Origin of the sequence: Streptomyces sp. NPDC046759, from assembly GCF_040645475.1 — a bacterium.
In the GTDB taxonomy this organism is placed as follows: Bacteria; Actinomycetota; Actinomycetes; order Streptomycetales; family Streptomycetaceae; genus Streptomyces.
Genome location: NZ_JBEYYJ010000011.1, coordinates 43781 through 67456 on the forward strand (window position 1 = coordinate 43781; position 23676 = coordinate 67456).

The following is a 23676-nucleotide window of genomic DNA, read 5'->3' on the forward strand; positions in this document are numbered from 1 at the left end:
TGCCTCGCTCACAGCGATCCTCCCTGGGCCCGCCGCCGGTCCATCCGAGCCGTCACCCAGTCCGTGAAGCGGGTCATCGGAATGGTCAGCGCGACGAAGACGAGGCCCGCCACGATGTACGGCGTGTAGTTGAGGCTGCGCTGGGCGATGATGTCGGCCGCCCGCACGGCGTCGATCGCACCGCCGATCGACACGAGCCCAGTGTCCTTCTGGAGGGACACGAGGTCGTTCAGCAGCGGCGGCACCTGACGGCGCACCGCCTGGGGGAGCACCACGTACCGCAGGGCCTGCCGATGGGTCAGGCCCAGCGAACGGGCGGCGGCACGCTGCGAGGGGTGCACGGACTCGATGCCGGCGCGGAACACCTCGGCGACGTACGCGGAGTACGTCAGCGTCAGGGCGGTACCACCCAGCAGCACGGGATCGACGCTCACGCCCTGCAGGCGCAGCGCGGGCACCCCGAAGACCACGATCATCAGGTTGATGATCAGTGGCAGGCCGCGGAAGAAGTCCGTGTACGCGGCCGCCAACACGCGCAGGGGGAAGAACACGGGCCCTCGAAGGGTGCGCGCCACGGCGATCAGCATGCCCAGGACGAGCACCAGCACGCCGCAGATCAGCAGCAGCCGGACGTTGAGCCACAGCCCTTCGAGGACCTTGGGCAACGCCTCGCGAGCGTATTGCCCGTCGAAGAACGTCTCCTCGGTGCGCGGCCAGCCGGGAGCGTCGACGACGACCAGGTAGAGGACGACGCCGGTGACGAGGGTCGAGAGGGCGGCGATCGCCGTCGCGCGACGGGCACGCGCGCGTTTGTGGCGCTCGCGCTCAAGCCGGCGTTCGGACGGGACGTACACGTCCCGCACGACGCCCTTGCCGTCGTGCTCCCCGAAGTCCTCCTGTGTGACCGTCACCTGAGCACCGGGGCGTCGACCGCGTCGGACAGCCACTGCTTCTCCAGCCTGGCCAGCGTGCCGTCCTTGCGCAGGGCGTTCACGGCCGACGTCACGCACGGCGTGAGGCCGCTGTCCTTGTCGAGGACGAGCCCGAACTGCTCGGGCGCACCGCCCTGGTGCTCGAACTGCCCGACGATCCTGGCGTTGGTCACCTGGGCCGAGGTGACGTAGAAGGCGGTCGGCAGATCGGTGACGATCGCGTCCACCTGGCCGTTCCTGAGCGCGGAGATGGCCTGGTCGTTCTTGGAGTACGCGGCCGCCTCCCGCGACGGCTTCACCACGTCGTCGATGTAGTCGAGGCTCGTGGTGCCCACCTGGGCACCCAGCTTGAGCTCCTTAAGTGCCGCGACACTCGTCGCCTCCGCTGCCTTGCTGCCCTTGAGCGCGATGACGGCCTGGCGTACGTCGTAGTAGCCCGAGGAGAAGTCGACGGCCCTCTTGCGCTCGGCGCTGATCGACACCTGGTTGATGTCGAAGTCGAAGGTCTTCACGCCGGGTGCGAACGCCTTGTTGAACGGCACGCTCTGCCATAGGACCGCGCTCTTGCCGTAACCCAGCTGCTGCGCCACGGCGTAGGCGACCGCCGACTCGAAGCCCTTGCCGTTCGCGGGCTTGTCGTCCTTGAACCAGGGATCGTACGCGGGCTCGTCCGTGGCGATCGTCAGCCTGCCGGTCGTCTTGGTGGCCAACTTGCCCTTGGCGCAGCCCTTCGCGGCCGAGCCGGCCGGGGTGGCCGACGACTTCTGCTCGGGCTGCGGAGCACAGCCGACGGCGGTGGCGAGCAGAGCTATGGTGGCGGCGGCCGCCGCACGGCGCAGGGCGCGAGGGGCGAGGTGCATGGCGGGAGACTGGCAGTGAACCCCTCGTTTGTCCAGGTCACGCCGATGACTGTCCGCATGCTGGGAACGGGTGTTGCAGCCGTGTGAACGGCGCCGCAAGTGACCGGATGTGGCCTGGGCCGCCGGCCGAGGGCGGGGTTGAGACCGGCGGCCCTGCCCCAGAGGAGCCGTCATCCTCCGCGGGGTTGTCACCAGTTGACTCCGGGACAGGGAGTGCGGGGAGCGCGCACGCGCCCCCAGCGCGTGCGAAACGTTCACACGGGGCGCGCGGCGAGGTGACACGGGGCGCGCGGCGAGGTCGCACGGGGCGCGCTGCGTGAACAACGCGCCCGGCGCTCACCATCCGCGCGCGTGCCACTCCGGCAGATGCGGCCGCTCCGCGCCCAGCGTCGTGTCGTTGCCGTGGCCCGGATACACCCAGGTCTCGTCGGGCAGCACGCCGAAGATCTTCGTCTCCACGTCGTGGATCAGGTCGGCGAAGGCCTTCGGATCCTTGTGCGTGTTGCCGACGCCGCCCGGGAAGAGGCAGTCGCCGGTGAAGACGTGCGGGTGGCCGTGCGGGTCGTCGTAGACCAGCGCGATCGAACCCGGGGTGTGCCCGACGAGGTGCCGCGCGGTGAGCTCCACACGACCGACCCTGATCACGTCGCCGTCGTCCACGAGGACATCGGTGGCCACGGGGATACCGGGGGCGTCCTCGCGGCCGGCGTACGTACGCGCGCCCGTGGCCGCGACGACCTCGGCGAGCGCCTGCCAGTGGTCACCGTGCTGATGCGTGGTGACGACGGACGCGATGCCGTCGTCACCGATCATGCCGAGCAGCGTGTGCGCCTCGTTGGCGGCGTCGATCAGGAGCTGCTCGTCGGTGGCCCGGCAGCGCAGCAGATAGGCGTTGTTGTCCATCGGGCCGACCGCGATCTTCGTGATCATCAGGTCTTTCAGCTCGTGCACATCCGCCGGTCCGCCGACCTTGACTTCGCCCGTGTACGTCATGGCTGCCAGCCTACCGACGAGATCACAGCGGCGGCAGCACGGGAAGCGCGACTCCCTCGTCGAGTACGGTCACCCCTTCCCCGCGGGTGCGTCCCGCGAGCCAGCCCAGCAGGGCCGGGGCCGGTCCCGTCACGGTGACCGGCTCGTCGTCGCTCCGGCGGCCCGTGGGCCACGTGAGGCGGCCGGGATCCTCCAGGGCGGACAGCGCGATGCCCGGTAGGCCCGGGTGATCCGTGAACCGCTGCGCGAGGAACTCGATCTCCCGTTCCAGGAACTCCGCGGGAAGATCCGCCAGCTCGTACCCGATACCGAGATCCACGTGGTGGAGGTCCACCTCGACCCACCGCCGGAACGGCACCCGGGACGCCGAGTCGGTGACGCCGTTGCGCAGCTCCACCGTGCGCGTCCAGTCCGCGGGCGCGTCGCCCGCAGCCTGGAAGCGGGCCGCGCTCTCGCGCAGGTCGGTGAGCTGGGCGTCCAGCGGACGCGGGGCGTCGCGCCGGATGTCGGCGTCCCGCGCCTCGGCGCTCGCGTACATGGGCCGGCCCTCGAGAACGTTCACGAGCGCGTCCGCGTTGCGGGAGAGGTGGGCGAGGACATGCCCCCGGGACCAGCCCGGGAGCCGTGACGGTCCGGAGAGCGAGGCGTTGTCCAGTCCGGCGACCGCGGTGAGGAGCCGTTCGGTCGCGTCACGTACACATGCCAGGTCATGAGCGTGATCAATCATGGGCCTGACATTAGCCCCGCCACACGTTCGGGTGAAGGTGGTGAACCTCGTCCGCAAATCGAAAGCACGTGCTATATCGTCGAAGGCGGCGTCGGGCATGCTGGATGGCCGGGGGTTGTTATGCAACCGGGCAATCCGACCGGCGTTGTCAGTGGCTCCCCCTAGTCTGAAGAAGCACGGGGGCCTCGCCCCTGTCACTTCTCTCAAGAAAGGTGCGGACCGGCGTGGCCGACCGTCTCATCGTCCGTGGCGCGCGCGAGCACAACCTGAAGAATGTCTCGCTCGACCTGCCACGTGACTCGCTCATCGTCTTCACGGGCCTGTCCGGGTCGGGCAAGTCCTCCCTGGCCTTCGACACGATCTTCGCGGAGGGCCAGCGTCGCTACGTGGAGTCGCTCTCCTCGTACGCCCGGCAGTTCCTCGGCCAGATGGACAAGCCGGACGTCGACTTCATCGAGGGTCTGTCCCCGGCGGTCTCCATCGACCAGAAGTCGACCTCGCGCAACCCGCGCTCGACGGTCGGCACCATCACCGAGGTCTACGACTACCTGCGTCTGCTCTTCGCGCGCATCGGGAAGCCGCACTGCCCCGAGTGCGGCCGCCCGATCTCCCGACAGTCGCCGCAGGCCATCGTCGACAAGGTCCTGGAGCTGCCGGAGGGGAGCCGCTTCCAGGTGCTGTCGCCGCTCGTGCGCGAGCGCAAGGGCGAGTTCGTCGACCTCTTCGCCGATCTGCAGACCAAGGGCTACTCCCGCGCGCGGGTGGACGGCCAGACCATCCAGCTCTCCGACCCGCCCACCCTGAAGAAGCAGGAGAAGCACACCATCGAGGTGGTCGTGGACCGCCTCACGGTGAAGGACTCGGCCAAGCGCCGCCTCACCGACTCCGTGGAGACCGCGCTCGGCCTGTCCGGCGGCATGGTCGTGCTCGACTTCGTCGACCTCCCCGAGGGCGATCCCGAGCGCGAGCGCATGTACTCCGAGCACCTGTACTGCCCGTACGACGACCTGTCCTTCGAGGAGCTGGAGCCCCGTTCCTTCTCCTTCAACTCGCCTTTCGGCGCCTGCCCCGAGTGCACGGGCATCGGGACGCGCATGGAGGTCGACCCCGAGCTGATCGTCCCGGACGAGGACAAGTCCCTGGACGAGGGTGCCATCCACCCCTGGTCGCACGGGCACACCAAGGACTACTTCGGCCGCCTGATCGGTGCTCTCGCGGACGCCCTCGGCTTCCGTACGGACATCCCGTTCGCGGGCCTGCCGCAGCGCGCGAAGAAGGCCCTGCTCCACGGCCACAAGACCCAGATCGAGGTGCGCTACCGCAACCGGTACGGCCGTGAGCGCGTGTACACCACGCCCTTCGAGGGTGCGGTGCCGTTCGTCAAGCGACGCCACAGCGAGGCCGAGAGCGACGCCAGCCGGGAGCGCTTCGAGGGCTACATGCGGGAGGTGCCCTGCCCCTCGTGCGAGGGCACGCGCCTGAAGCCGATCGTCCTCGCGGTCACGATCATGGAGAAGTCGATCGCCGAGGTCTCCTCGATGTCGATCAGCGACTGCGCGGACTTCCTGGGTCGGCTGACGCTGAGTGCCCGTGACAAGAAGATCGCCGAGCGGGTGCTGAAGGAGGTCAACGAACGGCTGCGGTTCCTGGTCGACGTCGGCCTGGACTACCTCTCCCTGAACCGCGCGGCCGGCACGCTCTCCGGCGGCGAGGCCCAGCGCATCCGCCTGGCCACCCAGATCGGCTCCGGCCTCGTCGGCGTCCTGTACGTCCTGGACGAGCCGTCGATCGGTCTGCACCAGCGGGACAACCACCGGCTGATCGAGACGCTGGTCCGGCTGCGCGACATGGGCAACACGCTCATCGTCGTGGAGCACGACGAGGACACCATCAAGGTCGCCGACTGGGTCGTGGACATCGGTCCGGGCGCCGGCGAGCACGGCGGCAAGGTGGTGCACAGCGGCTCCCTGAAGGAACTGCTCGCCAACACGGAATCGCAGACCGGCGCGTACCTGTCGGGCCGCAAGGCGATCCCGCTTCCGGACATCCGCCGTCCCCGCGACCCGTCCCGCAAGCTCACCGTGCACGGCGCCCGCGAGAACAACCTGCAGGACATCGACGTGTCCTTCCCGCTGGGCGTGTTCACGGCCGTCACGGGCGTCTCCGGATCCGGCAAGTCGACGCTGGTCAACGACATCCTGTACACCCACCTGGCCCGCGAGCTCAACGGCGCCAGGAACGTTCCCGGGCGCCACACGCGCGTGGACGGCGACGACCTCGTCGACAAGGTCGTGCACGTCGACCAGTCGCCGATCGGCCGCACCCCGCGGTCCAACCCGGCGACGTACACCGGTGTCTTCGACCACATCCGCAAGCTGTTCGCCGAGACCACCGAGGCCAAGGTCCGCGGATATCTGCCCGGCCGCTTCTCCTTCAACGTCAAGGGCGGACGCTGCGAGAACTGCGCGGGCGACGGCACCATCAAGATCGAGATGAACTTCCTCCCGGACGTCTACGTCCCGTGCGAGGTCTGCCACGGCGCCCGGTACAACCGGGAGACCCTGGAGGTCCACTACAAGGGCAAGTCCATCGCCGACGTGCTGAACATGCCGATCGAGGAGGCCACCGACTTCTTCGAGGCCGTCCCGGCCATCTCGCGCCACCTGAGGACCCTGAAGGACGTCGGTCTCGGCTACGTCCGCCTCGGCCAGTCCGCCACCACCCTCTCCGGCGGTGAGGCACAGCGCGTGAAGCTGGCCAGCGAACTGCAGAAGCGGTCCACCGGGCGCACGGTCTACGTCCTGGACGAGCCGACGACCGGTCTGCACTTCGAGGACATCAGCAAACTCCTGAAGGTCCTCGGCGGCCTGGTCGACAAGGGCAACACGGTCATCGTCATCGAGCACAACCTCGACGTGATCAAGACCGCCGACTGGATCGTGGACATGGGCCCGGAGGGCGGCGCCGGCGGCGGCCTGGTGGTCGCCGAGGGTACGCCCGAGGAGGTCGCCGGGGTTCCGGCCAGCCACACCGGCAAGTTCCTGCGCGAGATCCTCGGCGCCGACCGCATCAGCGACGCGGAACCGGTGACGGCGCCGCCCGCCGCCAAGCGGACGGCAGCCGCGAAGACGGCGGCGAAGAAGACGGTGACGGCGAAGACCAACAACATGGCGACCAAGAAGGCCGGCGCGGTCACGAAGAAGGCGGCGCCCGCGAAGAAGACGACACGGGCCCGCAAGGCCTGACACAGCACCAGAAAAGCGGCGCCCCGCGGGAACTCCCCGCGGGGCGCCGCTCGTTCCACCATCAGCCGCCCCGGCTCCGCGGTCCGACGGGCTCCCGCACCTCGGGGCCGGCCGCACCTTGACAACAGCAGAGAGGAAGACAGCCGCTCACAGATCACCGAGCTCGGCCGCGTACGGCGGCTCGGCCCCCGCCCGTGAGCAGGTGATCGCCGCCGCGCGTGCCGCGAAGCGCAGCAGCCGCGTCCAGCCCTGCGTCCCGAGGGCGTCGAGCGCTTCCGCCGACAGCGCGTCCTGCGTGGAAAGCCCGTGCAGCAAGGCCGCGTTGACCGTGTCGCCGGCGCCGATGGTGTCCACCACGGCGACCTCCTCACCCGGTACGGAGTACTCCGCGCCGTTCCGGGTGAACACGGTGAGCCCGTCCCCGCCCTGGGTCACCACGACGGCCGCCGGCCCCGCGGCCAGCCACTCGCGCGGGGTGCCGCCCAGCCACTCGGCGTCCTCCGCGGAGAGCTTGAGCAGCGTCACCGTGGGCAGCCAGCTCTTGAAACGCGCCCGATAGGCATCCGCGTCCGGGATCAGCCCCGCCCGGACGTTGGGGTCGAGTGCGGTGAACAGCCCCTGTGCGGCCGCCGTGCGCATCAGCTCCTCATAGGCGCTCGCTCCGGGTTCCAGGACGAGCGAACAGGTACCGAAGGACACCGCGCGCGTGCCGGCGGGCAGCGCGGCGGGCGCGGTGAACAGACGGTCGGCGGTGCCGTCCACATAGAAGGAATACGCGGCGGAGCCGCTTGCGTCGATCGTGGCCACGGCCAGGGTCGTCGGCTCCGTCCCGCGCTGCACGCCCGACACGTCCACGCCCGCGTGCCGCAGCCCGTCGAGCAGCGCCTCGCCGAAGGCGTCGTGCGACGTCCGCGAGCAGAAGGCGGTGCGGGACCCGAGCCGCCCGAGGGCCACGGCGGTGTTGTACGGGCCGCCGCCGAGTGCCGGTTTCAGCTCCGCCAGGGCGCCGGGGCCCTGCGGTACCAGGTCGATCAGTGCCTCACCGGCGACGACGATCACGAGGCGGTTCCCTTCTCCGACAGCGTGGGTGATGCGGTGAGCCCGGGCTCCTCGGGCCCGCCCGGCTCCTCGGGGCAGCCGCAGGACGTGCGATGGACGAACGCGCACGGCAGCCGCATCGTCCGGGTCGCCCGGCGTGGTTCCTCCAGACGGTCCAGGAGCACCCGGACGGCCTGTGTCCCCAGCTCCCTGCTGGGCTGGGCGATGGCGGTGAGCCGTGGTGAGAACAGATCGGCCCAGGCGAAGTCGTCGAAGCAGCACAGGGCGATGTCGTCGGGGACGGACAGGCCGTGCCGGCGCAGGGCGCGCAGCGCGCCGATGGTCATCGCGTTGTTGGCCGTCACGAGTGCCGACGGTGGATCGGGGAGGGCGAGCAGGGCGGTCGTGGCCTGCTCGGCACCCGTGGACTCGGAGTTGCCGGACACCAGGAGCCGTTCGTCGTGGGCCAGTCCGGCGGCGGTGAGGCCGTCCCGGTAACCGCGGACACGCTCACTGGTGGTGCTGAGCCCGGGCAGGCCCGCGACCAGGCCGATACGGCGGTGACCCAGTCCGGCGAGATGGGTGACCAGACGCGCGGTCGGCTCGGCGCTCTCGGCGCACACCTGGTCGTACCAGGGCGCGGGCTCACCGGGGCCGATGCCCGCGGCACCACCCGCCATGCCGCCGTCGATCATCCGGTCCAGAAACACGGTCGGTACGGCGTGGCGGCGGAGGTAGGCCACCAGTTCGTGCGGACGGGCGGAGGGAGCGACGATCATGCCGTCCACCCGGCGTTCATGGAGAAGCTGCACGACCTTGCGTTCATGCTCCGGGTCGTCATGGGGGTCTGCGATGAGCAGGCTGTAGCCCGCCTCGAGTGCGGCGGCCTCGACACCCTGGAGGATCTCCGTGAAGTACGGGTTGCTGATCGCCGACACCGCGAGCCCGAGGGAACGGGTGCGGGAGGTCACCAGCGAGCGGGCCAGGGTGTTGGGGGTGTAGCCGAGGGCGTCGACGGCGTCCAGCACGGCCTGGCGGGTGTGGGGCAGCACCGGGCGCGTGCCGTTCAGCACGTGGGAGACCGTCGCCACGGAGACCCCGGCGCTCCGCGCCACGTCCGCCATGGTGGGCATCGCGTCTCCCTCCCGAACCGATCGAACCGGCCTACCGGCCTCCCGACCGGGACGCTATCCCATCGCCCGCTCTCGCGTAAACGCTTGCGCAAGCGCTTACGTCCACTGTCCCGGCCGATCTGCGCGCCCGCAGGGCCTCCGTGCCCTTCCTTCAGCCCCTTCTGCCTCCATCGGGCCCCGCGGTCACAGTCCGCACCCCGGGGTCGGCTGGCTGTTCTGCCCGGGTATCGTCGCCCTGCACACCCCTTGAGCAGTGGAGTCCAAGATGCCCGCCCGACCGTCCCCGAGCCGCCGTACCGTCCTTCGAGGGGCCGCGGTGGCCCCGGTCGCCGGGCTCGGCCTGGCCGCATGCGCGGCGCCGGGCCAGGGCGACCCGGCCGCGGCCACACCCACCGCGCCGGTGGACCTCGGTGCCGAGACCGAGGTCCCGAAGGACGGGGCCAAGCTCTACCGGGACCACAACGTGGTCATCAGCCGCGACGGGAGTGGTGCGCTGAAGGCCTACAGCACGATCTGCACGCACGCGGGCTGCCCCATCGACAAGCTGCAGGGGACGACCCTGATCTGCCCCTGCCACGGCAGCCAGTTCGACGCCGTGACGGGCAAGGTGGTCCAGGCACCGGCCACCGAGCCGCTGGCCGAGCTGTCGGTGAAGACCACGAAGGGCAGGATCATCGCGGGCCCGGCCGCCTGACCGGACGGCCGCGCCGTGCCACGCCGCGCCCCGGCCGCATGGCCGCTCCCTCGCACGGCGGCTTTGTACTGCTGTACAGCACCGGCGCACAGCCATCCCGAGTTCACGCAGCCGCACGGCGCGGGCGGGTGCCCACCGGGCGACACCGCAGCCGCAGGCGCCGATGCCCTGCGGGGCGACACGGCCATGGGATGACCCTGTGCCGCCATGCGCGCCCGTCCCGTCATGCCGCGCCGGCGTTCTCCGCCACGGCCCGGCTTCCGCCTCCCCCTCACGCCCAGGTGCCCCCCGATCTCGGTGGTCGCCCGCGGCGACCGCACCCTCTTCGGCTGAGCCGCGACCGCACCTCTTCGGCTGAGCCGCGACCGCACCCTCTTCGGCTGAGCCGCGACCGCACCCTTTCGGCTGGAGCCGGGCTCCCGTCAGCCCTCCCGCCGAGCCCCCGGCACCCGCCCTACTGCCACCCCTGACTGAACAGATCTACCGCCCTCCCCGTCTGAAGGGATCCCGGACCGGACAGGCTGGCGCGCGAGGCGACCTCACTCCCAGTCCCAGGCGATTCCCACGATGCCCGGTCGGATCCGTGGCTCCACCATGTGGACGCAATGGTGCGGGCCGGTGACCGGCAGTTCGTGGCGGGCGCTGCGGGGAGCCGCCGTCGAGTGCTGGGTGAATCGATGGCAGCGGGCCGGCAGCGAGGCCGCGTCGAACCGCACCTGGAGGGCGTACTGGCCGCCGGGGGAGCCGAAACGCTGGAGATACTCGCGGGAGGGCCCGGCCGTGCCGTCCTCCATGCCGTACCGGAAGGAGAAGGTGTCGCCGGCCCGCAGCCGGGTGCCGAAGAGCAGTTCCGCGGCCAGCACGCCGGTGTCCTGGTCCCAGCGGATCCGACCGGTGCGGCAGTTCTCCAGCGCCCGCACACTGATGGCGCGCGGGCGGCAGCCGGGGTCGCCGTGGTGGACGGCGACGAAGCGGTCGGCGCCGTCGCGGTGGGCCCGCACGATGTGGTGTGCCTCGCGGCCCGCCAGCTCGCGCCGGGCGCCGATGCGGACGCATTCGTGATGGCCCAGGGTGTGCAGCCCGCCGTCGAGGGACCAGCCCAGTTCGGCCCGGAGCCGGTCCAGGGCGCCCGAGGCCTGGATCACGGAGCGGTAGGAGCGGCCGGCCGTGCGCCCGGCGGCAGCGCGCCCGTCGGCCTCGGCGAGCAGCCGGATCAGCGACTCGTCCGGCAGCTGGAGGATCTCCTCCAGTGCTCGTACGGCGCGCAGCGACTCCGGGCGCTGAGGGCGGCGGGCGCCCTGCTGCCAGTAACTCAGACTCGTGACGCCGACCTTGACCCCGTGCCGGGACAGATGGTGCTGGACGCGCTGGAGCGGCAGCCCGCGTGCGGCGATCGCGGCGCGCAGCGCCACATGGAAGGGGCCGCCCCGCAGGGCCGTGTCCAGTTCCGCGGTGGTGAGGTGCGCGTGCTCTGTGGCATGCCGCATGCCGGGGCACCTTTCTGTGAAGTGTTGCTACGGCTGGTCAGACCGCCTGAGCTGGTGTGCGGGGCCACCCCCGTGGACGCCGTTGGCTGCGCACGCCGCGCGCGTACGCGGGCGTGCCCGGCCCCGAGTTCCCCCGCATTGAAGCGTGTTGACCAGAACCCGACAACACCTGGAACCCGCCACGGCAGCGGTACGGCCGGGCCGGTGCGCCGCGCCGCAGCCGCCGGCGCGAGCGTCACGCCCGCCCCCGTCGGCCGGGGGAAGGATCCGGGCGTGACGGAGACCTGGACGTTCGAGGGCGGCCGCATGTCCGTGACGGTCGTGGAGGCGGTCACCGGGCAGTGGCGGGGGATCACCGAGGGCCGTCCGGAAACCTGGCCGACCGGCTCGGCCGGGCGCCCGGGCGTCTGCTGTCCGTGCCCAGCGACAAGGAACGCGCGCTGGTGATGCTTCTCGACGCGGTGGCCGGCCCGGGCGCACATGCAGTGTCGCGGGCCCCGAGGGGCGAGCGGGAGCTTCCGGCCGTCGAACGGGCAGTGCGCCATGTGTTCCGACCAGGACACCGTGCCGCTCAGGAAGGCCTGCCGGAGCGTCCGCCAGCTGATCGGTGCCGGCCTGCCGCGGGCGGGCACCGCCTGGCAGGTGGACGGGTGAGCGGCACGGGCGGGGGCGTTGTCCACAGGGCGGACGCGGTGTCGGTGCTCGCCAGTAGGGTGTGAGACATGGCCGACCCCTCCAGCTACCGCCCCAGGCCGGGTGAGATCCCGGACTCTCCCGGGGTGTACAGGTTCCGTGACGAGCACCGCCGGGTGATCTACGTCGGAAAGGCGAAGAGCCTGCGCCAGCGCCTGGCGAACTACTTCCAGGACCTGGCGAACCTGCACCCGCGCACCCGGACGATGGTGACCACCGCCGCGTCCGTGGAGTGGACCGTGGTGTCCACGGAGGTGGAGGCCCTCCAGCTGGAGTACTCCTGGATCAAGGAGTTCGACCCCCGGTTCAACGTCAAGTACCGCGACGACAAGAGCTACCCCTACCTCGCCGTGACGATGAACGAGGAATTCCCGCGTGTGCAGGTGATGCGCGGTCACAAGAAGAAGGGCGTCCGGTACTTCGGGCCGTACGGGCACGCGTGGGCCATCCGGGACACCGTCGACCTGCTGCTGCGCGTGTTCCCGGTGCGCACCTGCTCGGCCGGCGTGTTCAAGAACGCCTCCCGCACCGGCCGCCCCTGCCTGCTGGGCTACATCGACAAGTGCTCCGCCCCCTGCGTCGGCCGGATCGGCCCCGAGGACCACCAGGATCTGGCCGAGGAGTTCTGCGACTTCATGGCCGGCCGCACCGGCACCTACCTCCGCCGCCTGGAGAAGCAGATGATGGAGGCGGCCGAGGAGATGGAGTACGAGCGGGCCGCGCGGCTGCGCGACGACATCGAGGCCCTGAAGAAGGCCATGGAGAAGAACGCCGTCGTGCTCGCCGACGCCACCGACGCCGACCTCATCGCCGTCGCCGAGGACGAGCTGGAGGCGGCTGTGCAGATCTTCCACGTGCGCGGCGGCCGGGTGCGTGGCCAGCGTGGCTGGGTGACCGACAAGGTGGAGGAGATCACCACCGGAGCCCTGGTGGAGCACGCCCTGCAGCAGCTCTACGGCGAGGAGACGGGGGACGCGGTCCCCAAGGAGGTCCTGGTCCCGGCGCTGCCCGAGCCGGTCGAGCCGGTCCAGGAATGGCTGACCGGCCGCCGCGGGGCGAACGTCTCGCTGCGCATCCCGCAGCGCGGGGACAAGAAGGCTCTCATGGAGACCGTGCAGCGCAACGCCCAGCAGGCGCTCGTCCTGCACAAGACCAAGCGGGCCTCCGACCTGACGACGCGCTCGCGTGCCCTGGAGGAGATCGCCGAGGCCCTCGACCTGGACAGCGCCCCGCTGCGCATCGAGTGCTACGACATCTCGCACCTTCAGGGGGACGACGTGGTCGCCTCGATGGTCGTCTTCGAGGACGGCCTGCAGCGCAAGAGCGAGTACCGCCGCTTCCAGATCAAGGGCTTCGCGGGCCAGGACGACGTCCGCTCCATGCACGAGGTGATCAGCCGCCGCTTCAGGCGCTACCTCGCCGAGAAGGAGAAGACGGGGGAGTGGGCCGATGGCGCGGCCCCCGAGGAGACTCTCGCCGACGGTGACGACTCGCTCGCCGGCACCGAGGCGATCACCAACTCCCTCAAGGACGACGACGGCCGCCCGAGGAAGTTCGCGTATCCGCCCCAGCTGGTCGTCGTCGACGGCGGCCGGCCGCAGGTCGCGGCGGCCCGGCGGGCGCTGGACGAGCTGGGCATCGACGACATCGCCGTCTGCGGCCTCGCCAAGCGCCTGGAGGAGGTCTGGCTGCCCGGCGACGACGACCCGGTGGTCCTGCCCCGCACCAGCGAAGGCCTCTACCTGCTCCAGCGCGTGCGTGACGAGGCACATCGGTTCGCGATCACCTACCAGCGCACCAGGCGCGCCAAGCGCTTCCGGGCCGGCCCCCTGGACGAGGTCCCCGGCCTGGGGGAAACCCGCAAACAGGCGCTCATCAAGCATTTCGGCTCGGTGAAGAAGCTTCGGTCCGCCACAATCGAACAGATCCAGGAAGTGCCCGGAATAGGCCGGAAGACGGCCGAGACCATCGCCGTGGCCCTCGCCCAGGCGGCTCCGGCCGCCCCCGCCGTGAACACGGCGACTGGAGAGATCATTGAGGAGGAGGAACCCGAGACGACGGCGGGTTCCTCGGGGGAGCCCGTGACCGCGGGCCTCCCGGACGAACGACGGGGGCAGGAGAGATGACCGAGCACGAAGCACAGCCCACAGCGGAGCGAGATCGCGCCCACGAGGAAGCGGGGCAGGATCAGCCGCACACCGCGGCAGGCGAGCAGCCCGCGCCCCAGGAAGACGGAGCACAGGTGAGCACGGACGGTACACCGGCCGCGGCGGCCGAAGCGGCCATCCCCGAGCTGGTGATCATCTCCGGTATGTCCGGGGCGGGACGGTCGACGGCGGCGAAGTGTCTGGAGGACCTCGGCTGGTTCGTCGTGGACAACCTCCCGCCCGCCCTCATCCCCACCATGGTGGAGCTGGGCGCCCGCTCGCAGGGCAACGTGGCCCGGATCGCGGTCGTCGTGGACGTACGCGGCCGGCGCTTCTTCGACAATCTGCGCGAGTCCCTCGCCGACCTGGACACCCGGGGAGTCACCAGGCGGATCGTCTTCCTGGAGTCCTCGGACGATGCCCTCGTGCGCCGCTTCGAATCGGTGCGCCGCCCGCACCCGCTGCAGGGCGACGGCCGCATCGTCGACGGCATCGCCGCCGAGCGCCATCTGCTGCGCGAGCTGCGCGGCGACGCCGACCTGGTGATCGACACCTCCAGCCTCAACGTGCACGAGCTGCGCGCCAAGATGGACGCCCAGTTCGCCGGCGAGGAGGAACCCGAGCTGCGGGCCACGGTGATGTCCTTCGGCTTCAAGTACGGCCTGCCCGTCGACGCCGACCTCGTCGCGGACATGCGGTTCCTGCCCAACCCGCACTGGGTCCCGGAGCTGCGCCCGTACACCGGCCTCAACGAGGAGGTCGCCGCCTACGTCTTCAACCAGCCCGGCGCGAAGGAGTTCCTCGACCGGTACGCCGAACTGCTGCGCCTCATCGCGGCCGGCTACCGGCGCGAGGGCAAGCGGTATGTGACCATCGCCATCGGCTGTACGGGCGGAAAGCACCGCTCGGTCGCGATGTCGGAGAAGCTCGCCGCGCGCCTCGCGGCCGAGGGCGTGGAGACGGTGATCGTGCACCGGGACATGGGACGGGAATGACGGAACGTACACGGCGGCTCGGCATGCTGCGCCGGATGGTGCCGGAGGCGCGTTCGAGCCGCGCCACGGCCGAGGCGCGGGCGGCCCGTCCCGCCGAGGCCCGCGGCGGCCGGCCCCGGCGCCGGGGCACGCAGCCCAAGGTGGTGGCGCTCGGCGGCGGCATGGGACTGTCCGCCTCGCTCGCCGCGTTGCGCCGGATCACCGGCGACCTCACCGCCGTCGTCACCGTGGCCGACGACGGCGGTTCCAGCGGCCGGCTGCGTGACGAGCTGGGCGTCCTGCCGCCCGGCGACCTGCGCAAGGCGCTGGCCGCGCTGTGCGGCGACGACGAGTGGGGGCAGACCTGGGCCCGGGTCATCCAGCACCGCTTCCAGTCCCAGGGCGACCTGCACGAGCACGCGGTGGGCAATCTGCTGATCGTCGCCCTGTGGGAGCAGCTCGGCGACCATGTGCAGGCCCTGGACCTGGTCGGCAAGCTGCTGGGTGCGCACGGGCGGGTGCTGCCCATGTCCGCCGTGCCGCTGGAGCTGCAGGCCCTGGTCAAGGGGCATGATCCGAACCGTCCGGACGACGTGGACACCGTGCGTGGGCAGGCCAACGTCGCGCTGACGCCCGGGGAGGTCCAGTCGGTGCACCTGGTGCCGAACGACCCGCCGGCCGTCCCCGAGGCCGTCGAGGCGGTCCTGGACGCGGACTGGGTGGTGCTCGGTCCCGGCTCCTGGTTCTCCTCGGTGATCCCGCATCTGCTCGTCCCCGAGCTGCTGGACGCCCTCATGGAGACCAAGGCGCGCAAGGTCCTGTCCCTGAACCTCGCCCCGCAGCCGGGAGAAACCGAGGGCTTCTCCCCGCAGCGTCATTTGGAGGTTTTGGGGCGACACGCCCCTAAACTCGCCCTGGACGTGGTGCTGGCCGACGAGGCCGCCGTGCCCGACCGCGACTCGCTCACCGAGGCCGCCAAGCGGCTGGGAGCCGCGATCGAGCTGGCGCCCGTGGCCCGGACCGATGGATCACCCCGGCACGATCCGGAGCTGTTGGCCGCCGCGTACGACCGTATTTTTCGGATGCATGGAAGGATCGGCCCATGGCGATGACGGCAGCGGTGAAGGACGAGATCTCCCGGCTACCCGTCACCCGGACCTGCTGCAGGAAGGCGGAGGTCTCCGCCATTCTGCGGTTCGCCGGCGGCCTTCACCTGGTGAGCGGGCGCATCGTGATCGAGGCGGAGCTGGACACCGCGATGGCGGCCCGCCGTCTCAAGCGGGACATCCTGGAGATCTTCGGGCACAGCTCGGAGCTGATCGTGATGGCACCCGGCGGGCTGCGGCGAGGCTCGCGGTACGTCGTGCGGGTCGTCGCGGGCGGTGACCAGCTGGCCCGGCAGACGGGCCTCGTGGACGGCCGGGGCCGCCCCATCCGGGGCCTGCCCCCGCAGGTGGTCTCCGGGGCCACCTGTGACGCGGAGGCGGCCTGGCGCGGCGCCTTCCTTGCGCACGGTTCGCTGACCGAGCCCGGCCGTTCCTCCTCGCTGGAGGTGACCTGCCCGGGGCCGGAGGCCGCACTCGCGCTGGTCGGTGCCGCCCGCCGGCTGTCGATCGCCGCGAAGGCCCGGGAGGTCCGCGGCGTGGACCGCGTGGTCGTCCGCGACGGCGACGCCATCGGCGCCCTCCTGACCCGGCTCGGCGCGCACGAGTCCGTGCTGGCCTGGGAGGAGCGCCGGATGCGCCGCGAGGTGCGCGCGACGGCGAACCGGCTCGCCAACTTCGACGACGCCAACCTGCGCCGTTCGGCCCGGGCCGCGGTGGCCGCGGGCGCCCGGGTGCAGCGGGCGCTGGAGATCCTGGGCGAGGAGGTGCCCGAACACCTCGCGGCCGCCGGGCGTCTGCGCATGGAGCACAAGCAGGCCTCCCTCGAGGAGCTGGGCGCGCTCGCCGACCCGCCGCTGACCAAGGACGCGGTCGCGGGCCGTATCCGCCGCCTGCTGGCCATGGCCGACAAGCGCGCCACCGATCTCGGCATCCCGGGCACGGAGGCCAACCTCAGCGACGAGCTGGCGGACAACCTGGCGGTCTGACCGGCGTCAACAGGCCGGTGCCGTAGTCCTGTTGGGGCTGAGGCGCCGGCCTTGGGCTGTCTGGCGGAACTTCGTTCACGTGGCCGTGAGGCGCTCTTGACTCGACCACGGACTGACATGAGCCTGGCAACCTGTTCGTCGCTGTGGCGAACCACCGCTAGGGGGGTTCATGAGACACAGAGCGAGATCGATCCTCGCTGTCGGCGCGCTCCTGATCGGCGGAGCGAGCCTCGCACCCGTGGCCCAGGCGCAGAACGCGAACCCGGCGCGGCCCGACCCCGACGGAATCAAGGTTTTCCGCGCCGATGTCACGAGGAAGCAGATCCCGCTGCTCCTCGAGGCCGGGCAGGACGCCCAGGAACTCGGTGAGCAGGTCACCGGAAGCGGAAGGTCCGAGGTCGAGGTCTACCTCACCGGCCAACAGGCCGCGAAACTCCGTGAACAGGGCGTCGCCCTCACCGAGCACACCGTCTCGGCCAGGGCGGAGGCGCACATCCAGAAGGCCTCCCAGGGCGTGTTCCGGCCCTACAGCGGAACCGGCGGGCTCAAGGAGGAGATCCTCCGGACCGCCCGGGACAACCCGGGTCTGACCAAGGTCGAGTCCATCGGGAAGACGGTGGACGGCCAGGACATCCTCGCGCTCGAACTGACCAGGAACGCGAGGAAGACGAAGGACGGATCCAAGCCGTCCGTGCTCTACATGTCCAACCAGCACGCACGCGAGTGGATCACACCGGAGATGACCCGGCGTCTGATGCACTACTACCTGGACCACTACCGGACGGACCGGCGCATCCGCAGGATCGTCGACTCGACCGAGCTGTGGTTCGTCATCTCGGCCAACCCCGACGGTTACGACTACACGTTCAAGAACTCCACGGCGCGCCTGTGGCGCAAGAACCTCCGGGACGTCAACGGCGACGGTGTCATCGGCGCGGGCGACGGCGTCGACCTCAACCGTAACTTCCCCTACAAATGGGGCTACGACGACGAGGGTTCGTCCCCCGACCCGACCAGCGAGACCTACCGCGGCGCCCGCCCCGAGTCCGAGCCCGAGACCAGGGCACTGGACGGCTTCGAGAAGCGCGTCGGATTCAGGTACGCCGTCAACTACCACTCCGCCGCCGAACTCCTCCTCTACGGCGTCGGCTGGCAGGTCGCCACCCCCACCCCGGACGACGTCCTCTACAAGGCGCTCGCCGGCACCCCGGACCATCCGGCCATCCCCGGCTACCGTTCGCAGGTCTCCTCGGAGCTCTACACCACCAACGGAGAAGCGGACGGCCACGCCTCGAACGTCAACGGCACCGCGATGTTCACCCCGGAGATGTCGACCTGCGAGACCGCGTCGAACGTCGACCCGAACGACGCGTGGAAGCCGGAGGACTGCCAGTCGGTCTTCAACTTCCCCGACGACGAGAAGCTGATCCAGCAGGAGTTCACCAAGAACGTCCCGTTCGCGCTCTCCGTCGCCGAGACCGCCGTGCACCCCGACCGGCCGGTCTCCTCGGTCGGCCTGAGCGCCACCGACTTCACCCCGGCAGCATTCTCCACGTCGTACGCGCGCGGGGCGGACCAGGAGGTCTCCGTCGTCGTCCGCAAGGCGATCCGCGACAAGGAGCTGAAGTACCGAGTCGACGGCGGCCGCGTCCTCGGCCGGACGCTGCGCCACTGGAAGGGCGGCACGACCTACGGCGGCGGGGACGACCTGTACTTCGACGAGTACCGGGCCGAGGTGCGAGGCGGTGAGCCGGGCGACAAGGTGGAGGTGTGGTTCACCGGCAGGACGAAGAGCGGCAGGAGGATCTCCAGCTCGCACTTCACCTACACCGTCGCCGAACGGCCCAGGGCCGACACCCTCGTCGTCGCCGAGGAGGGCACGGCCGCCGCGCAGGCGCAGAAGTACGTGGACGCGGTCAAGGCGGCCGGGCACAGGGCGGTCCTGTGGGACGTCGCCACCCAGGGCGCACCGGACGCGCTCGGCGTGCTGAAGCACTTCCGGACGGTCGTTCACTACTCGGGCGCCGCCGGCCCCGGCAACGCCACCCAGCTCCAGTTGCGCGCCTACCTCAACGAGGGCGGCCGTCTGATCGAGGCCGGTGAGCTCGCCGGTGGCAGCGTCGACCTGGGCGACGGCAACCTCTCGGACGACTTCAGCCAGTACTACCTGGGCGCCTACAGCCGTACGTCGACCAAGGGAGCGACCGGCTTCACCGGCGCCGGCGCCCTCGACGGCTACACGGGCGCGCTCGGCGACGCGCCCGGCAACCCGCTGGACAAGGCCGGCACCTACGCCGTCACCTCCGACGAACTGCCGGCGGACAGGTATCCGCAGTTCAAGAGCGAGGGCGCGGGCCGGTTCGCCGGGACCGTGAATCCCTACGGGCCGTACTCCGGCTCCTACATGGCCGCGGCCGTGCACACCGACGACGCCTACAAGCGCCTCACCCGCACCATCGACCTCACCGGTGTCAGTGCCGCCGACAAGCCGGCCCTGAGCACCCGGCTGTTGTGGGACACCGAACCGGGGTACGACCATGCGGTGGTCGAGGCGCACACGGTGGGCGCCGACGACTGGACGACGCTGCCGGAGGCCGGCGGCGCCACGAGGACGGCCGTCCCGTCCGACTGCGGAGCCGGGTACCTGATCGCCGAGCACCCGTGGCTGAAGCACTATCTGACGCTCACGGCGGGCGCCTGCGCCGCGACCGGCACGACCGGGTCCTGGAACAGTCTCACCGGCAGCTCCGACGGCTGGCGGCAGGTCACGTTCGACCTCAGCGCCTATGCCGGGAAGTCCGTCGAGGTCTCCCTCAGCTACATCAGCGACCCGGGAACCGGCGGACACGGCGTCCTCGCCGACGACGCCTCGCTCGTCGTCGGCGGCACGGCGAAGGAGACCGAGGGCTTCGAATCGTCGCTGGGCGCCTGGCGCGTGGCCGGGCCGCCCCCCGGCAGCCCGCCGGTCCTGAAGGACTGGGCGCGCACCGGGGCGTTGTTCCAGACGTACGGAGCGGTCACCACGGACGACACCGTGCTGCTCGGATTCGGTCTGGAACAGGTGCCGTCGGCGGCCGATCGGGGGGCCCTGCTGAGGAAGGGGTTCGCCGCGCTCGACAGGTGAGCGCAACCCCCTCTCAACGGTGCGCGAACGGGGTACTCATCAAGTGAGCCAACCCGCTCACGAACGAGTGAAAACAGCGTCAAAAACGCTTCGCAATACACAATCAATACGGATGAATCTGCCGACGATCCGGGACGGTCCGTACCCCTACTGGTGGGTACGGACCGCCTGCCCGTGTATGCGGCATCTCGATGTCACCACGGGGCCCCCAGAGAGGTAGGGTCGGGGGTGGTCGGGGACATCCCAAACAGAGCTCGCCGGCACCGCATGGCCGGCGTACCAACGAGGAGATCGGTTCGTGACGATCCGCGTAGGCATCAACGGCTTCGGCCGCATCGGGCGTAACTACTTCCGCGCGCTGCTGGAGCAGGGGGCGGACATCGAGGTCGTGGCTGTCAACGACCTGGGTGACACCGCGACCACCGCACACCTGCTCAAGTACGACACGATCCTGGGCCGCCTCAAGCAGGAGGTCTCCCACACCGCCGACACCATCACCGTCGACGGCCACACCATCAAGGTGCTCTCCGAGCGCAACCCGGCCGACATCCCCTGGGGCGAGCTGGGCGTCGACATCGTCATCGAGTCGACCGGCATCTTCACGAAGAAGGAGGACGCCGCCAAGCACATCGCCGGCGGCGCCAAGAAGGTCCTCATCTCGGCCCCGGCCAAGGACGAGGACATCACCATCGTGATGGGCGTCAACCAGGACAAGTACGACCCGGCGCAGCACAACGTCATCTCCAACGCCTCCTGCACCACCAACTGTGTGGCGCCGATGGCGAAGGTGCTCGACGAGAACTTCGGCATCGTCAAGGGTCTGATGACCACGGTGCACGCGTACACGAACGACCAGCGCATCCTCGACTTCCCGCACAAGGACCTGCGCCGTGCCCGCGCCGCCGCGGAGAACATCATCCCGACCACCACCGGTGCCGCCAAGGCCACCGCCCTGGTCCTGCCCCAGCTCAAGGGCAAGCTGGACGGCATCGCCATGCGTGTCCCGGTCCCGACCGGCTCCGTCACCGACCTGGTCGTCGAGCTCTCCCGCGAGGTCACCAAGGAAGAGGTCAACGCCGCCTTCCAGAAGGCCGCCGAGGGTGAGCTGAAGGGCCTCCTCGACTACACCGAGGACCCGATCGTCTCCTCCGACATCGTCAACGCCCCGGCCTCCTGTACCTTCGACTCCTCCCTGACCATGGTCCAGGAGGGCAAGAACGTGAAGGTCATCGGCTGGTACGACAACGAGTGGGGCTACTCCAACCGCCTCGTCGACCTCACGGTCTTCGTCGGCAACCAGCTCTGATCGTCGAAGCAGGACCTTGAAGTGAGAGCAGGGCTCGGGCAGCGCATGGCCGCGCTGCCCGAGCCCTGTCTCACGCCCGGACCACGTCCTTTTACGATCAGGTGCACCACGAGCCCTCCTTTGGAGTCCACTCAATGAAGACGATCGACGAACTTCTCGCCGACGGCGTGAGCGGCAAGCGGGTCTTCGTCCGCGCCGACCTCAACGTGCCGCTGGCCGACGGGACGATCACCGACGACGGCCGCATCCGCGCCGTGCTGCCCACCGTCAAGGCCCTCGCCGACGCGGGCGCCAAGGTGGTTGTCGCCTCGCACCTGGGCCGCCCCAAGGGCGCCCCGGACCCCGCCTTCTCCCTCGCTCCGGCCGCCTCCCGCCTGGGTGAACTCCTCGGCACCGCCGTGGCCTTCGCGACCGACACCGTCGGCCGGTCCGCCCAGGACACGGTCACGGGCCTCGTCGACGGCCATGTCGCCGTCCTGGAGAACCTGCGCTTCAACCCCGGCGAGACGAGCAAGGACGACGCCGAGCGCGGCGCGTTCGCCGACCAGCTCGCCGCCCTGGCCGACGTCTACGTCGGTGACGGCTTCGGTGCCGTGCACCGCAAGCACGCCTCGGTCTACGACCTGGCGAAGAAGCTGCCGCACTACGCCGGCTACCTCATCGCCACCGAGGTCGGCGTCCTGAAGAAGCTCACCGAGGACGTCAAGCGCCCCTACGTCGTCGCACTCGGCGGCGCCAAGGTCTCCGACAAGCTGGCCGTCATCGACCAGCTGCTCGCCAAGGCCGACCGCCTGCTCATCGGCGGAGGCATGGCCTACACCTTCCTCAAGGCCAAGGGGTACGAGGTCGGCATCTCCCTCCTGCAGGAGGACCAGGTCCCGGTCGTCACCGAGTACATGCAGCGCGCCGAGAAGCAGGGCGTGGAGCTGCTGCTCCCCGTCGACGTCGTGGTCTCCCGGACCTTCCCGGACCTGAAGACCAAGGCGCCGACCGAGCACACCGTGGTCGACGCGGACAAGATCCCCGCCGACCAGGAGGGCCTGGACATCGGCCCGAAGACCCGAGAGCTGTACGCCTCGAAGCTCGCCGACGCCGATACCGTCTTCTGGAACGGTCCCATGGGCGTCTTCGAGCACCCCGACTACGCCGAGGGCACCAAGGCGGTCGCCCAGGCCCTCGTCGACTCGAACGGCTTCACCGTCGTGGGCGGCGGTGACTCCGCCGCGGCCGTGCGTACGCTCGGCTTCGACGAAAATGCATTCGGCCACATCTCGACCGGTGGCGGCGCCTCCCTCGAATACCTCGAGGGCAAGACGCTCCCCGGCCTCGCCGCACTGGAGGACTGACCTCGATGAGCACGCGCACGCCGCTGATGGCGGGCAACTGGAAGATGAACCTCAACCACCTCGAGGCCATCGCGCACGTCCAGAAGCTCGCCTTCGCCCTGGCCGACAAGGACTACGAGGCCGTCGAGGTCGCCGTCCTGCCGCCCTTCACCGACCTGCGCTCCGTGCAGACCCTGGTCGACGGCGACAAGCTCAAGATCAAGTACGGCGCCCAGGACATCTCGCAGCACGACTCCGGCGCCTACACCGGCGAGATCTCCGGGCCGATGCTGGCCAAGCTGAAGTGCACGTACGTGGTCATCGGCCACTCCGAGCGCCGCCAGTACCACAACGAGACCGACGAGCTCGTGAACGCCAAGGTCAAGGCCGCCTACAAGCACGGCCTCACCCCGATCCTGTGCGTCGGCGAGGAGCTGGACGTCCGCGAGGCGGGCAACCACGTCACCCACACCCTCGCCCAGGTCGAGGGCGGCCTGAAGGACCTCCCGGCCGAGCAGGCCGAGACCGTCGTGATCGCCTATGAGCCCGTCTGGGCCATCGGCACCGGCAAGGTCTGCGGCGCCGAGGACGCCCAGGAGGTCTGCGCGGCCATCCGCGCCAAGATCGCCGAGCTGTACTCCCAGGACGTGGCCGACAAGGTCCGCGTCCAGTACGGAGGCTCCGTGAAGTCGGGCAACGTCGCCGAGATCATGGCGCAGGCCGACATCGACGGCGCCCTGGTCGGTGGTGCCTCACTGGACGCCGACGAGTTCGTCAAGATCGTGCGCTTCCGCGATCAGTGACGCACGCTGTGAGTAGGCGGTAGCGGCGATACGTCGTACTCTTGCGGGGGCACAGCCGACGTGCTGTGTCCCCGTCGTCCATCCGAATCCGAGGAAGTTGGTC

The 23676-nt window shown here is 70.4% G+C and carries 18 protein-coding genes; 11 read left to right on the forward strand and 7 right to left on the reverse strand.

The window, feature by feature from the left end:
- Positions 1-8 precede the first annotated feature (8 nt).
- From ABZ919_RS16965 to ABZ919_RS16980, 4 genes are all read right to left on the reverse strand, one after another.
- Positions 9-911, reverse strand: coding sequence for an amino acid ABC transporter permease (locus tag ABZ919_RS16965; protein WP_361248110.1), 903 nt, complete (start codon positions 909-911; stop codon positions 9-11).
- Positions 908-1792, reverse strand: a complete 885-nt coding sequence (locus tag ABZ919_RS16970) for an ABC transporter substrate-binding protein (protein WP_361248112.1) — start codon at positions 1790-1792, stop codon at positions 908-910. The genes ABZ919_RS16965 and ABZ919_RS16970 overlap by 4 nt, the downstream gene beginning before the upstream one ends.
- A gap of 336 nt (positions 1793-2128) precedes the next feature.
- Positions 2129-2785, reverse strand: a complete 657-nt coding sequence (locus tag ABZ919_RS16975; protein WP_361248114.1) for an MBL fold metallo-hydrolase — start codon at positions 2783-2785, stop codon at positions 2129-2131.
- Positions 2786-2807: 22 nt separating this feature from the next.
- Positions 2808-3512, reverse strand: coding sequence for a maleylpyruvate isomerase family mycothiol-dependent enzyme (locus tag ABZ919_RS16980; protein WP_361248116.1), 705 nt, complete (start codon positions 3510-3512; stop codon positions 2808-2810).
- 224 nt (positions 3513-3736) lie between these two features.
- Here ABZ919_RS16980 and uvrA point away from each other — a divergent pair, with 224 nt between their 5' ends.
- The gene (gene uvrA, locus ABZ919_RS16985; protein WP_361248118.1) at positions 3737-6757 is read left to right on the forward strand and encodes an excinuclease ABC subunit UvrA; all 3021 of its coding nucleotides are present in this window, start codon (positions 3737-3739) and stop codon (positions 6755-6757) included.
- Between the two features lie 147 nt (positions 6758-6904).
- Here uvrA and ABZ919_RS16990 read toward each other — a convergent pair whose 3' ends face one another.
- Together ABZ919_RS16990 and ABZ919_RS16995 are read right to left on the reverse strand one after the other, a co-directional pair.
- On the reverse strand, positions 6905-7816 hold the full coding sequence (locus ABZ919_RS16990; protein WP_361248119.1) for a carbohydrate kinase: 912 nt from the start codon (positions 7814-7816) through the stop codon (positions 6905-6907).
- Entirely contained in the window at positions 7813-8928 is a 1116-nt protein-coding gene (locus ABZ919_RS16995) for a LacI family DNA-binding transcriptional regulator (protein WP_361248121.1), read from the reverse strand. Before ABZ919_RS16995 ends, ABZ919_RS16990 begins: the two co-directional genes overlap by 4 nt.
- 265 nt (positions 8929-9193) lie before the next feature.
- Between ABZ919_RS16995 and ABZ919_RS17000 the strand changes: the two genes are divergently transcribed.
- A complete protein-coding gene (locus ABZ919_RS17000) occupies positions 9194-9622 on the forward strand; it encodes a Rieske (2Fe-2S) protein (RefSeq protein ID WP_361248122.1) in 429 nt (142 codons plus the stop codon).
- 539 nt (positions 9623-10161) lie between these two features.
- On the opposite strand, the gene ABZ919_RS17005 is transcribed toward ABZ919_RS17000, so the two are convergent.
- Positions 10162-11109: a hypothetical protein gene (locus ABZ919_RS17005; protein ID WP_361248123.1), complete on the reverse strand. Its 948-nt coding sequence runs from the start codon at positions 11107-11109 to the stop codon at positions 10162-10164.
- 273 nt (positions 11110-11382) lie between these two features.
- Here ABZ919_RS17005 and ABZ919_RS17010 point away from each other — a divergent pair, with 273 nt between their 5' ends.
- The 9 genes from ABZ919_RS17010 (at position 11383) to tpiA (ending at position 23573) form a co-directional block, all read left to right on the forward strand.
- Entirely contained in the window at positions 11383-11556 is a 174-nt protein-coding gene (locus ABZ919_RS17010; protein WP_361248125.1) for a hypothetical protein, read from the forward strand.
- A 275-nt stretch (positions 11557-11831) separates the two neighbouring features.
- Positions 11832-13928 (forward strand): excinuclease ABC subunit UvrC, encoded by a 2097-nt coding sequence (gene uvrC / locus ABZ919_RS17015; RefSeq protein ID WP_361248126.1) that lies wholly within the window; start codon positions 11832-11834, stop codon positions 13926-13928.
- Positions 13925-14944 (forward strand): RNase adapter RapZ, encoded by a 1020-nt coding sequence (gene rapZ, locus ABZ919_RS17020; RefSeq protein ID WP_361248128.1) that lies wholly within the window; start codon positions 13925-13927, stop codon positions 14942-14944. The genes uvrC and rapZ overlap by 4 nt, the downstream gene beginning before the upstream one ends.
- Entirely contained in the window at positions 14941-16035 is a 1095-nt protein-coding gene (gene yvcK / locus ABZ919_RS17025) for a uridine diphosphate-N-acetylglucosamine-binding protein YvcK (protein WP_361248130.1), read from the forward strand. Before rapZ ends, yvcK begins: the two co-directional genes overlap by 4 nt.
- Positions 16026-17015 carry a DNA-binding protein WhiA gene (gene whiA, locus ABZ919_RS17030; protein WP_361248132.1) on the forward strand — a complete coding sequence of 330 codons (990 nt, stop codon included), beginning with the start codon at positions 16026-16028 and terminating at the stop codon, positions 17013-17015. The genes yvcK and whiA overlap by 10 nt, the downstream gene beginning before the upstream one ends.
- 169 nt (positions 17016-17184) lie before the next feature.
- Positions 17185-20139 carry a M14 family zinc carboxypeptidase gene (locus ABZ919_RS17035; protein ID WP_361248134.1) on the forward strand — a complete coding sequence of 985 codons (2955 nt, stop codon included), beginning with the start codon at positions 17185-17187 and terminating at the stop codon, positions 20137-20139.
- Positions 20140-20437: 298 nt separating this feature from the next.
- On the forward strand, positions 20438-21445 hold the full coding sequence (gene gap, locus ABZ919_RS17040; RefSeq protein ID WP_361248136.1) for a type I glyceraldehyde-3-phosphate dehydrogenase: 1008 nt from the start codon (positions 20438-20440) through the stop codon (positions 21443-21445).
- Positions 21446-21579: 134 nt separating this feature from the next.
- Positions 21580-22791 (forward strand): phosphoglycerate kinase, encoded by a 1212-nt coding sequence (locus tag ABZ919_RS17045; RefSeq protein ID WP_361248137.1) that lies wholly within the window; start codon positions 21580-21582, stop codon positions 22789-22791.
- A gap of 5 nt (positions 22792-22796) precedes the next feature.
- Positions 22797-23573: a triose-phosphate isomerase gene (tpiA, locus tag ABZ919_RS17050; RefSeq protein ID WP_361248139.1), complete on the forward strand. Its 777-nt coding sequence runs from the start codon at positions 22797-22799 to the stop codon at positions 23571-23573.
- Positions 23574-23676: the final 103 nt, after the last annotated feature.